Annotated in this window: 14 protein-coding genes; 13 read left to right on the top strand and 1 reads right to left on the bottom strand. The window is 47.2% G+C overall.

What is annotated here, in order from left to right:
- Positions 1-90 precede the first annotated feature (90 nt).
- The 13 genes from ACH3Y6_RS01980 to yidD all read left to right on the top strand — a co-directional run bounded on the left by ACH3Y6_RS01980 (position 91) and on the right by yidD (position 11,837).
- Positions 91-852, top strand: a complete 762-nt coding sequence (locus tag ACH3Y6_RS01980) for an alpha/beta fold hydrolase (protein ID WP_490833889.1) — start codon at positions 91-93, stop codon at positions 850-852.
- Between the two features lie 46 nt (positions 853-898).
- Positions 899-1,558 (top strand): CBS domain-containing protein, encoded by a 660-nt coding sequence (locus ACH3Y6_RS01975; protein ID WP_490833888.1) that lies wholly within the window; start codon positions 899-901, stop codon positions 1,556-1,558.
- A 117-nt stretch (positions 1,559-1,675) separates the two neighbouring features.
- Positions 1,676-3,112: a BamA/TamA family outer membrane protein gene (locus ACH3Y6_RS01970; protein ID WP_490833887.1), complete on the top strand. Its 1,437-nt coding sequence runs from the start codon at positions 1,676-1,678 to the stop codon at positions 3,110-3,112.
- Positions 3,113-3,189: 77 nt separating this feature from the next.
- Entirely contained in the window at positions 3,190-4,068 is an 879-nt protein-coding gene (locus ACH3Y6_RS01965) for an NAD kinase (RefSeq protein WP_490833886.1), read from the top strand.
- A 60-nt stretch (positions 4,069-4,128) separates the two neighbouring features.
- On the top strand, positions 4,129-4,983 hold the full coding sequence (porG, locus tag ACH3Y6_RS01960; protein ID WP_490833885.1) for a type IX secretion system protein PorG: 855 nt from the start codon (positions 4,129-4,131) through the stop codon (positions 4,981-4,983).
- Between the two features lie 95 nt (positions 4,984-5,078).
- Positions 5,079-5,843: an undecaprenyl pyrophosphate synthase gene (gene uppS / locus ACH3Y6_RS01955; RefSeq protein WP_490833884.1), complete on the top strand. Its 765-nt coding sequence runs from the start codon at positions 5,079-5,081 to the stop codon at positions 5,841-5,843.
- A 173-nt stretch (positions 5,844-6,016) separates the two neighbouring features.
- On the top strand, positions 6,017-8,725 hold the full coding sequence (locus tag ACH3Y6_RS01950; protein ID WP_490834585.1) for a BamA/OMP85 family outer membrane protein: 2,709 nt from the start codon (positions 6,017-6,019) through the stop codon (positions 8,723-8,725).
- A gap of 25 nt (positions 8,726-8,750) precedes the next feature.
- Positions 8,751-9,266, top strand: coding sequence for an OmpH/Skp family outer membrane protein (locus ACH3Y6_RS01945; RefSeq protein ID WP_490833883.1), 516 nt, complete (start codon positions 8,751-8,753; stop codon positions 9,264-9,266).
- Positions 9,267-9,297: 31 nt separating this feature from the next.
- Positions 9,298-9,882 (top strand): OmpH/Skp family outer membrane protein, encoded by a 585-nt coding sequence (locus tag ACH3Y6_RS01940; RefSeq protein ID WP_490833882.1) that lies wholly within the window; start codon positions 9,298-9,300, stop codon positions 9,880-9,882.
- 67 nt (positions 9,883-9,949) lie between these two features.
- A complete protein-coding gene (gene murI / locus ACH3Y6_RS01935; protein ID WP_490833881.1) occupies positions 9,950-10,783 on the top strand; it encodes a glutamate racemase in 834 nt (277 codons plus the stop codon).
- Between the two features lie 161 nt (positions 10,784-10,944).
- Positions 10,945-11,100 carry a 50S ribosomal protein L34 gene (gene rpmH / locus ACH3Y6_RS01930; RefSeq protein WP_071790296.1) on the top strand — a complete coding sequence of 52 codons (156 nt, stop codon included), beginning with the start codon at positions 10,945-10,947 and terminating at the stop codon, positions 11,098-11,100.
- Positions 11,101-11,179: 79 nt separating this feature from the next.
- On the top strand, positions 11,180-11,572 hold the full coding sequence (locus tag ACH3Y6_RS01925; protein ID WP_490833880.1) for a ribonuclease P protein component: 393 nt from the start codon (positions 11,180-11,182) through the stop codon (positions 11,570-11,572).
- Positions 11,562-11,837: a membrane protein insertion efficiency factor YidD gene (gene yidD / locus ACH3Y6_RS01920; RefSeq protein WP_490833879.1), complete on the top strand. Its 276-nt coding sequence runs from the start codon at positions 11,562-11,564 to the stop codon at positions 11,835-11,837. Before ACH3Y6_RS01925 ends, yidD begins: the two co-directional genes overlap by 11 nt.
- A gap of 161 nt (positions 11,838-11,998) precedes the next feature.
- On the opposite strand, the gene ACH3Y6_RS01915 is transcribed toward yidD, so the two are convergent.
- Positions 11,999-12,592: a hypothetical protein gene (locus ACH3Y6_RS01915; RefSeq protein WP_490833878.1), complete on the bottom strand. Its 594-nt coding sequence runs from the start codon at positions 12,590-12,592 to the stop codon at positions 11,999-12,001.
- Positions 12,593-12,604 lie beyond the last annotated feature (12 nt).

The raw sequence follows: 12,604 nt of genomic DNA, 5'->3' as shown, positions 1-12,604 counted from the left end.
TACAGAAGTGGTTTTTCATTTATTCGTATTTGAGTGATTTTCCTTTTATTTGTACCGATCCCAATCACTGCTTGTATAAGAAATTGACTAATGAATTACGAGATAAAACAACAGGATAAGTTTAAGTTCATTGAAGTAGGAGAAGGTGAGCCGCTGATGTTATTACATGGTCTGTTTGGCGCATTAAGTAATTTCAAGGATCTGATCGAATATTTCAAAGGAAACTACAAAGTGGTGGTTCCGCTGTTGCCATTGTTCGACCTGGATATTTTTCACACATCCGTGGGAGGGCTTGAAAAACACGTACAGAAATTCATCGAAACAAGGGACTATCGCAATATTCATCTCCTGGGTAACTCCCTGGGCGGACATGTGGCCCTGGTGCATATCCTCAAACACCCGGAACGCATCAAATCGCTGATTCTTACCGGAAGCAGTGGTTTGTTCGAAAACGGTATGGGTGATAGTTATCCCAAGCGGGGCGACTACGAATACATCAAAAAGAAAACACAGGTCACTTTTTATGATCCCGCTACGGCAACCAAGGAACTGGTGGACGAAGTGTTCGAGATCACCAATAACCGTTTAAAAGTGATCAAGATCATTGCGCTGGCCAAAAGCGCTATCCGAAATAACCTGGGTGAAGAATTGAACCAGATCAAACAGCCCACCTGCCTGATCTGGGGCAACAATGATACCATCACCCCGCCCTTTGTAGGCAGGGAATTCAACCGGCTGATACCGAACAGTGAATTGCATTTTGTAGACAAATGCGGTCACGCCCCAATGATGGAAGTACCTGATGAATTCAACAGGATACTGGAAGGTTTTTTAAACAAGCTGAAGTCATAGCCGGAAACCCTGGCCTGGCTGGCAGCGTATATGCAGAAAAGAACAGATGCTGGCATCACAACTCATTAATTCCGGTTTTCCCGCTATCAACCTGTTTGATAAGATATCCTTTGCGCTGCAGCTGATGGATGAGTACGACGTATTACACCTGCCGGTACTGAGCGAAGAAAAATACGCCGGCCTGATCAGTAAGGACGATCTGCTCGATGCTGATGAGAGTAGTCTGGTAGCCACCCTGGAATCATCGCTGCAAAAAGTTTCTGTAAAAAGCGATGAATATTTCCTGTCGGCCCTCCGGATCATTGCTGATCATGAATTATCCCTACTGCCTGTGATCACGGCGCAATCGGAACTGTCGGGTGTGATCACAGCCCGCGACCTGCTCAGAAGACTCTCTTCTTTTGTGGGTAATGACGATAAAGGCGGCATCATTGTACTGGAAACCGAGAAGCGGAATTTTTCTTTCGGTGAGGTGAACCGGCTGGTGGAGACCAACGACGCCTATATCACACAACTCAATACATACACAGAACCTGATACCGGCCTGGTAGTAATTACGCTGAAAGTGAACAAGATCGAAATATCAGATATTGTGGCCACCTTCCAGCGTTACGATTATGCGGTACGTTATTATTTCGGTGAAGAAACCTACACCAACGAACTCAAAGAGAATTATAACCACCTGCTTTCTTACCTGAATATGTAAAGCAAATGCAGGACTGGTGCGTTGGTTTGCATCAGCTTAAACAGATATACGCATATTCCTGGCCCCATATTCCCCAATCCACCTATTTTTACCGCAATTATCAATTGAATTCCGCAGATGAGGTTATCGTGTGTTATTGTTTTACTGGTGGTGTGTGTAGGATCTGTGTTACCCCTTACTGCCCAATACTTACCTGATTCTGCTGCTGCTGTGCCACAGGCCGATACCATTGCCCCGCAGAACCGGCCGGTTATGGTGGGCGATATCATTATCACCGGAAACAAACGTACCAAGATCTTCATTGTAACCCGCGAACTGCCTTTTGTTAAAGGCAGCCGTTTTACAGAGGGGGGTATGGAGGAGCAACTGATACTGGCCAAACAACAACTCATGAATACCAGCCTGTTCGTGGATGTGGACGTATACGTGGCTTCGCGTAAGGGTAATGTATTGCAGGTACAGGTGGATCTTAAGGAACGCTGGTATTTTTTTCCGCTTCCTTATTTCAGATTGGTAGACCGTAATTTCAACCAGTGGTGGGTGGAACAGAAGCGTAGCCTGGAAAGGGTGAACTACGGGATCAAATTCACCCAGAACAATATCACCGGCCGTAACGATAACCTGGATATCTGGGTGATCAATGGGTACACCCAACAGCTTACCTTGCGGTATAACCTCCCTTTTTTCGACCGGAAACTCAAACAGGGCTTTAATGTAGGTATCATTTCGGCCACACAGAAAGAGATCAACTATGCCACGGGCGATAACAAACAGCTTTTTTACAAACAGGAAGGCATTGCCAAAAAAGCGCTTCGTTTCGACTTTACCTATTCATTCCGGCCGGATGTAAAACAAAGGCATTATTTCAGGGTATCGTATAATGATGAACGGGTTGCGGATACCGTTCTCAAGATCAATCCCAATTATTTCCCTGATAACCGTACTCGCCTGCGTTTTGTGGATTTCAGTTACCAGTATAAGTACTATAACGTAGACTATATCCCTTACCCCACCAAAGGATTCCTGTTCGAGGGTAACCTGTATCGCCGCGGACTGGATAATACCGTCGGTTTCTGGCAGCTGGGAACAAGGGCCGTTTATACGTTACCGTTCACCAAAACCAGTTTCCTTCATCTGGAAGGACTGGCTATAGCCAAAGCACCTTTCCGGAATTATTTTGTGAATGAGCGGCTGCTTGGCTATGGTTTTTACCAGATGCGCGGTCTGGAGTACAATGTAGTGGACGGCATGCTGGGTGCAGCCTTAAAGACCACGGTTCACAAACAGGTTCTTTCATTTATCCTGCGCAACCCCTTCCCCAGCAAAACCCATGACAAGATCCCTTTCCGCATTTTCCTGAAAGCCTATGGCGATTTGGGTTATGCATATAGCCCTAATCCGAATATTAGTAACACGTTGAATAACAAGCTGCTACGAACATGGGGTTTGGGTATGGATATCGTTTCCATCTATGATTTTGTGTTTAAAATCGAGTACAGCTTTAACCAGCTGGGTAAGGATGGCTTATATTTACAGACGAGAAACGATTTTTAAATCGATTTGAAAATCAGTTGATTTGACAATGCCTGGCATTTGTCCATTCACAGATTTTCAAATTTTCAAATTCTTCAATGAAAGTAGCTATCTACAGCCGTGGTCTTGATTTTGAACAGGAGAACCCCTTGCTGGTATTGCTGGAAGAACTGACCCGCTACGAAATAAACATTCTGATCTATCACCAGTTACTGAACCAGTTCACCCTGCCTGCCCACTTGCAGGAAAAACTGACACCTTTCGCCAGTTCAGACGAGCTGGAAGAGCCTATCGACTGCCTCATCAGTCTTGGTGGGGATGGCACATTGCTCGATACGGTTACACTGGTAAAAAATAAGAATATTCCGATCCTGGGCATCAATTTTGGCAGGCTGGGTTTTTTGGCCAGCATCAGTAAAGAAGAATTGGCCAGTGCCGTAGATGCATTGGTGAACAGGACCTACCTGATCGATAAAAGGTCGCTGATACACCTGGAGTCGAACCTGCCCCTGTTTGGTGAAACTCCCTTTGCCCTGAACGAATTTGCCATTCATAAAAGAGACATTTCGCCGATGGTGAAGATCCATACCTATCTGAACGGTGAATTCCTGAATACCTACTGGGCAGACGGGCTGATCGTATCCACGCCCACCGGGTCAACCGGGTACAGTATGAGTTGTAATGGTCCCATCATGTTTCCCGAAACAGCTTGTTTTGTGATCACCCCCGTAGCGCCGCATAACCTGAATGTGCGCCCCATCATTGTGCCGGATACCAATGTCATCTCGTTTGAGGTGGAGAGCCGGGCCGACCAGGTGATCTGTGCCCTGGACGCACGCCGGGAGATCGTGAACAAGAGTATCCAGCTGGCCATCCGTCGAGAAAAATTCGGGGTGAACCTGATCAGGCTGAATGAGAATAGTTTTTTATCTACACTGCGTAGTAAACTTACCTGGGGACTGGATAAAAGAAATTAACTTTTATCGTATTAAAATTTGGTGCTATTTTACAATGAAATCGTGAATACCCGGATGACTATGTTTAGAAAAACCATCGCCCTTTTTTGTTTGATTGCAGGATTGGGAACAGCCCGTGCACAGATGCTGGAGCCTTATGTGCACCAGGGCGAAGTGGGTGTTTCCGTTGGACTGGCGCATTATTTCGGCGACCTGAATCCCAACACGGGTCTGAACCGTCCTAAGATCGCTGCGGGTATCTTTTTCAGAAAACAGATCAGCAATTATATTGGCATCCGCATTGCGGGTGATTATGCCTTGTTGGGTTATTCTGATGTATACAGTTCTAACCCGGTGCAACAAGCGCGCAACCTCAGTTTTAATTCCAATGTATGGGAGCTCAGTCTTGCCGGCGATTTTAATTTTTTCGAGTTTCACCCGGGTTTCGAGGGTTATGCCTTTACCCCCTATGTTGGTTTGGGTGTGGGCGTTTTCTCCTACGATCCCTATGCCTACCTGAATGGTGAGAAATACCTGCTTCGTACTCTGGGTACTGAAGGTCAGGGAAGTTCACTCTACCCGAACCTAAAACCATACAATCCTATTGCTATCAGCATACCGTTCACGCTGGGTGTTAAATATGCCCTGAGTGCCCGTACCAATGTATTTGCCGAACTAACCTACCGGATGACGAATACCGATTACCTGGATGATGTCAGCGGTCTGTATGCGCCGGATGCTTTCCCTCCCCTGCCGGACGGCTCGCCATCGCCTGCCTTCCTGCTGCAGGACAGGAGTTATGAAACGGGTACATCCATCGGCATCAAAGGCAAACAACGGGGAAACAGCCTGCAGAAAGATGCGTTCGCCACGCTGAAAGTGGGTGTCTCTTTCAACCTCTCTTCTTACCGCTGCCCCACTCCTCCGGGCAGGTAGGCGCTGTTTGTAAGGCTACTACCCATATTTAGGCAATTATATCCCGCTATAAGCGTTGGTTTTGTTAGATTTGCAGCCTAATTATAGTTACTCCTATGCAGGAAGGCCTGATCGATAAGATTGACCGGGAACGCTTACCCCGCCATATTGCCATCATTATGGATGGGAATGGACGTTGGGCCGAAGAAAAAGGCCAGGATCGTCTGTATGGTCATTTTCATGGGGTAGAGAGCGTTCGTAACATCGTTGAGGGAAGTGCCGAACTGGGTATTGAGTACCTTACGCTGTATGCATTTAGTACCGAAAACTGGGACAGACCACAGCAGGAAGTGGAAGGTTTGATGTCGCTGCTGGTAGAAACGATCCGCAAGGAAGTACCCACGCTGAATAAGAACAATATCCGCCTGCATGTGATCGGCGACCTGAATATGCTGCCGGCATTTGCACAGGCCGAACTGAAAGAAGCGCTGGAACTGACCAGTCAAAATACCGGTCTTAACCTCATTATGGCCCTCAGTTACAGCAGTCGCTGGGAACTGGTGAATGCCGTAAAGAATATCGGGCGCGATGTAAAAGCCGGTAAAATAGACCCTGAAACCATTTGCCAGGAAACCCTGCAGCAATACCTTACTACCAGCAAGTTCCCCGATCCGGAGCTGATGATCCGCACCAGCGGAGAATACCGGATCAGTAATTTCCTGTTGTACCAGTTAGCGTATGCCGAATTATATTTCACCAACACCCGTTGGCCCGATTTCCGCAAAGAGAACCTGTACGAAGCCATTATCGACTTCCAGGGTCGCGAGAGGCGGTTTGGCAAAACCGGGCAACAAATACAGGAGGAAACCCAATTGGCATAGCTATTTAACACCACACCTAATCATGCAGGGGTGATTTAACAAACAATTTTTAATTATTCCAGTTAATTTGCCCCGCCTAAAAACCTGAACCTATCGCTGACAGAGCCTGGAATGTTCTTTCAGTCGGCAACATCACAAACCGAAACCGGATGCAGAAAGTGTACAAAATTTTAGTGTTGGCTTTAGTAACATCGCTCGTGAGTCTCCCGGCCCGTTCGCAGCAAACCGATACTACCATAACCTCTATTGATGTTGACCTGCTCAATATTTTCACTCAGAAAACACCCCGCAAATACAAAGTAGCCGCCATCAGGGCAGTAGGTAACCGTTTTTTTGATGAGAATCTTTTGTTTTCTATTGCCAATATCAGTGTGGGTGATGAGATCATGATACCCGGTGGCGACAATTTCTCCAAAGCCATCACCAAACTCTGGGGCCAGAATTATTTTTCCAATGTTGAGATCTACCTGACCAAACTGGAAGGAAAAAATATAGATATCGAGATCGCCGTTACCGAAAGACCCCGTTTGTCGAGGTTCTTCTTCAAAGGCGTACGTAAAGGAGAAAGTGATGATCTTTCCGGTAAAACAGGACTGGTACCCAACCGGGTGGTCACCGAGAACATGAAGATCTCTGCGGTGGAAGCCATCAAAAAATACTATGCCGAAAAAGGGTACCTCGATGCAAGGGTAACCATTGATCAGAAAAATGACACTACTTTCAACAATACCCTGGCGCTCGATTTCCTGATCGACAAAGGGCCGAAAGTGAAGATCAACAATATCAACTTTGGCGGAAACACGGTTGATGCAGGTAAACTGAAGAAGCAGTTGAAAGATACCAAAGAGCGTTCGCGTTTTACCCTGTATCCCAGTTTCGATAAGGGTTACCTGGTCACTCCGCAGCGGTATAAGTTCCAGCAATACCTGCAAGAGCACGGGTACCTTACTTACAGCAAAACCAAAAAGTTGCTGGATCCCTATATCCGTTTGAAACTGACAGGTGCCAAGTTTGATGAGAAGAAGTTTGTAGACGATAAAGAAAGCCTGCTCGAATATTATAACTCGCTCGGTTTCCGCGATGCGATCATTGAAAAAGATACCGTATACCATGTACGCCGGGGCGGTTTGAACATTGATATCAAACTGAACGAAGGGCACCGGTACTACTTCGGTAATATTGCCTGGAGAGGTAATACCAAGTTCCCGGATTCCGTACTTACGGCCATTCTTGGTATCCGCAAAGGAGACATTTACAACCTGGAAGTGCTGAATAAGAAGCTCGGAAAATCAGCTTCACCCGATGGTGGCGATATCAGCGGCCTGTACCAGGATGATGGTTATCTATTCTTCCGCACAGACCCTGTTGAGACGGCCGTGTACAACGATACCATCGATTATGAGATCCGGATCATTGAGGGCCCGCAGGCTACCATCAAGAATATCCGCATCAGCGGTAATGATCGTACCAAAGAGTATGTGATCCGCCGGGAACTGCGTACCATACCCGGTGAAAAATTCAGTCGTACCGACCTGATCCGCTCCCAGCGTGAGATCGCACAGCTGAACTATTTCAACCAGGAAAAGATCAAGATCGACCCGGTACCCAATCCTGATGACGGAACCGTAGACATCAACTATGGTGTGGAAGAGAAATCGAGCGACCAGCTGGAATTGAGTGCCGGTTGGGGTGGTTATATCGGTTTGACCGGTACATTGGGCGTATCGTTCAATAACTTCTCTATCCGGAATATCTTTAAAAAATCGGCTTGGGATCCTTTGCCCATGGGTGATGGACAGAAACTGAGCCTGCGTGTACAGAGTAATGGTAAAGCGTTCCGCTCTTACAACTTCTCTTTCACCGAACCCTGGCTGGGTGGTAAAAAAAGGAATGCCCTGACCGTGAGCCTGTACAATACCAAGTACGGACAGACCTACGATCCGCTCACAGGCTTGTATGATCCGAATGTGGCCAATTCAAGGTATATCTCTACCACCGGTGCTACGGTGAGTCTTGCCCGCCAGCTGAAATGGCCGGATGATTATTTCTCTCTGTCAATGGGTCTGAACTATACCCGTTACAAACTGAGCAACTATGCCATTGACCCTACCAACCTGCCTGGTTTCGACAATGGGGTGGTGAACAATATCAACTTCCGTATTGCCCTGCAAAGGTCTTCGGTGGATGCACCGCTGTTCCCGCGTTCGGGTTCTACCTTCCTGCTGAGCCTGCAGGTGACGCCGCCGTATTCGCTGATAGATAAGAATATCAATTCTTCCGCCAACCCATACAGCTTCATCGAATACCATAAATGGAGGTTCAATGGCGAATGGTATGTGCCTTTGGGCAAACCACATGGCGAAGACAGGAACAAACAGTTCGTATTGAAGGCTTCGGCCAAATTCGGTTTCCTGGGAAGGTTTAACCCAGAACTGAAGATCTCTCCTTTTGAGAGGTTCCAGGTGGGTGATGCGGGTCTTAGTAACCAGTTCGCCTTATTGGGTTACGATATCATTGCACACAGGGGTTATCCTGTATATGATAATTCAAATCCGAAGATCAATCCCGACAGGCAAACAGCCAGCCAGTATTTTACCATCTTTAATAAGTACACGCTGGAAATGCGTTACCCGCTTAGTCTGAACCCAAGCAGTACCATTTACGCACTGGGCTTCTTTGAGGCGGCTAACGGCTGGTATGAATTCAAGGACTATAATCCATTTAAACTGAGACGTTCGGTAGGTCTGGGCATGCGCTTCTTCCTGCCCATGTTCGGTTTGCTTGGGTTTGATTATGGCATAGGATTGGATAGGTTTACGCCGGGAGGCGCGATGAAAGACGCAGCAAGGTTTACCTTTATGCTGGGCTTTGAGCCGGAATAACCCAAAACCTAAACTAACTACCGTTATGAAAAAAAACGTATTGCTCCTCATTGCTTTTGTGGCACTGGCCATTGCCGGTAACGCACAGCGTTATGCCATCATCGACACCAAATACATCCTGGGTAAGATCCCTGAATATAGGGATGCCGATAAAAAACTGCAACTCATAGGCGAGCAGTGGCAGAAAGAGATCGACGACAAACAGGCGCAGCTGGACAAGATGTACAAGAATTATGAGGCCGAACAGTTCATGCTGACCGATGAACTGAAGAAAAAGCGGGAAGACGAGCTTTTCCAGCGCGAGAAGGAAGTACGTGACCTTCAGAAACGCCGTTTCGGTTACGAGGGCGACCTCTTCAAAGAACGCCAGAAACTGGTAAAACCGGTTCAGGATAAAGTGTACAATGCCGTACAGAAGATGGCGATCTCCAAAGCCTATGATTTTGTACTCGATAAAAGTGAAGGAATTACCATTATATTTGCCGACCCCAAGCTGGATAAAAGTGAAGACGTACTGAGAGAGCTGGGCATTAAAAACTAGTGTAAACCAAACAATCATAAATTTCACTACAATGAAGAAATCATTATTTGTGTGCATGGCTTTTGCTGCGATGCTATTGTTCTCAAACACAACCAGCGCACAGCAGAAAATAGGATATTTTGACGAACAGCTGACCCTGTCTCTGTTCCCTGGTATCGGTAAAGTAGACACTTTGTTGTCCAGCTATCAGAACGACTCTCTCCGACTGGAATACGAAGCACGCGTTTACGAATTCAACCGTGCCGACAGTATCTATAAAAAAGATTCAGCTTCTATGCCTGCCAAAGCACGCGAACTGGCCCAAAAAGATTTGGCACAGAAACGTTACATGCTGATTAACTGGCAGCAGATCGGACAGCAGATGTATGAGCAGAAAATGGAGCAGTTGCTGAATCCTTACAAACAGAGAATGTTTGATGCACTGAAGCTGGTGATTGCAGAACAGAAATATACGTATGTACTGAATTCAAACTCACTGTCTCCTTACGCACAGCCACCGCTGCTCGATAACTTATCTATCCGTGTGGCCATGAAGCTGAAACTGCCGCTGACCAAAGAGATCGAAGATGCCTGGAAAGCAGCATCCGGTGCAGGCGCAGCAGCTCCTAAGAAATAAGTTGACTTATCAATAATAATATTTGGTCTGAACCCCGTCCTTGCGATGGGGTTCTTACTTTTGTCATATGCAGCCCGTCAAACCCATTGGTGTATTCGACAGCGGGTATGGTGGTTTAACCATACTGAAAGAGATCGTGCAGGAATTACCGCAATACGATTATCTCTACATGGGCGATAATGCGCGTGCCCCTTATGGTCCGCGTTCATTTGCCACTGTGTACCATTATACGCTGGAATGCGTGCAGTGGTTTTTTGCACAGGGATGTGAGCTGGTGATCCTGGCCTGCAATACGGCTTCCGCTAAGGCACTGCGGACCATTCAGCAGAAAGACCTGCCCGGTATCGACCTGGACAAACGCGTACTGGGGGTGATCAGGCCTACGACAGAAGTGATAGGTCATTACTCCAAAACCGGGAGAGTGGGGGTGCTGGGAACATTGGGAACCGTACAGAGCGAGAGTTATCCCATTGAGATCGCTAAATTCTTTCCCCAAGTAGCAGTGTACCAGGAAGCCTGCCCCATGTGGGTGCCCTTGATCGAGAACAATGAATATGATACCCCCGGTGCAGATTATTTTGTGCAGCAGCACCTGCAACACCTCCTGAACCAGGCGGAAGGGATCGATACAATACTGCTCGCATGTACGCACTACCCTTTGCTGATCAATAAGATCCGTCAGTTCCTGCCGGCGGGTATCACGGTGGTGTCGCAGGGTGAGATCGTGGCCCAAAGCCTCAAACAATACCTGGAAAAACATCCCGACCTGGCCCGGAAATGCAGTCGTAATGGCCGGATCAGCTTTTATACCACCGATTCTACCACGGATTTCGATACCCATGCCACCCGCTTTTTTGGGCAACCGATCGCTTCAAAACACCTGGATCTGGGCCGGAAATAGGGTAAAAAGGGCAAACCGGGGTAGTTTTTCGCAAAAAAACAGCATCCGGCCTTCCTTCGTATGGCTGATTTCCCTACCTTTGCCGTCCTTTCACAAGCAGCAGTATGGTGACTGCAGGCATGAAACGAAATCATATTACCGGGTTAGTAAAAAACTAGAACATGAAACGTACATTCCAACCACACAAGCGCCGTCGTAAAACCGTTCACGGTTTCCGCAAGCGTATGGAAACTGCCAATGGCCGCAAAGTACTGGCGAGCCGCAGAGCGAAAGGTCGTAAGAAACTCACTGTTTCCAGCGAAAAAGGATTAAAATAATACACCAGGCCTTCGGGCTTTGCCGTGTAAAAAATATAGCCTCATCTTTGTGATGAGGCTTTTTTAGTTTAGCAGAACCATGTCAGCAGGCAACCACACATATTCCCGGTCAGAAAAACTGAAAAGCCGAAAGGTATTGAGTACCCTGTTTACGGGTGGCAAAACCATTTCTGTATTTCCGGTGAAACTGTTCTGGATGCCTGCCGGTAATAGCGCCGAACAACCTGTTCAGGCCGGCGTAGGCGTTAGCGCCAGGCATTTTTCAAAAGCGGTGGACAGAAACCGCATCAAACGTTTACTGCGTGAAGGTTACCGGCTGAACAAACAACCGCTGCTGACTAAGCTTAAGACCCATCAAAAACAGATAGCTGTGTTTTTCTTATATATTGGGAAAGAACTGCCCGATCATGGTATGCTGACCGAAAAAATGCAGCAGGCCCTCACCAAACTGGAAGAACAGATTGTGCGCTGAAAAGAACATACCACCCCAACAACCGCGTTCATGGATCACCTGGTTAGCCGTGGTGATCAGTTATCCGTTCATTTTGCTGATCAGGATCTACCAGTACGTGATCTCTCCGGCCATTGGTCCTAAATGCCGTTTTACACCCACCTGCTCACAGTATGCCGTACAGGCACTGCAAAAACACGGGCTGATCAAAGGAGGCTGGCTGGCGGTAAAACGTATCAGCAGATGCAGGCCGGGTGGCGGACATGGATACGACCCGGTTCCCTGATAATTTGAAAATTCGGGAATTTGAGAATTTGGAAAGGTAGTGGAAGGAATGACTTATTGCTGGCAAGAGCATTTACCATGAGTACCCTTTCTGTGGAACTTATAGATCTCTATCCTGACCGAAAATCCATTCTCAAATTTTCAAATTGCCGAATTCTCAAATTATTCTTTCGGTGCCACAGTCAAAGCCTGCAGTTTGCCGATGATCTCCCGGACCTCCTTGATACTGTAGAACCGGTATACTTCCGGGGCTTTCCCGTCTACTTTTTCGGCAGAGCGCATACGGTGGTAGGGACCAACGATCATGGCAGCCGTATTATCGGTGACCTTAACGGCCTGGTTGGGCAGGATAAAGAAATTTCGATTGGCGGCACTCACATTTTTTCCTTCGGATAATAACTGCAGTGAATCGATCTGCTGCTTCAGTTTCTCCTGGGTAATCACCTGCTGCGATACGGAGGGATCACTGTATTGCTGGTAACCGCCAATAATGGTATCGTTCTTTACGTTCACCACATACAGACCGTTTTCTTTCAGCTCTACGGTGGCTTCCCCGGCAGGTGTGTTCAGTTTAAATACAATGGATCCACCGCCCAGAGTCACAGCTGTTTCTTCATGACCCGCACCATCCTTGGCCTTGATGGTCTTGGCTGCCACATCAATGTCGGCAGCGCCTTTACTCATTACCACCAGGGTCTTGCTTTTGCAGGAAGCGAACAATGCAATGGCGCAACAGAAGAAAAGTATTTTTTTCATAAGTATAGTTTC

The organism is Sediminibacterium sp. FW305-C-269, from assembly GCF_058231045.1.
Note: the sequence above shows the minus strand (reverse complement) of the source record. Positions and strands in the feature narration are given on the sequence as shown.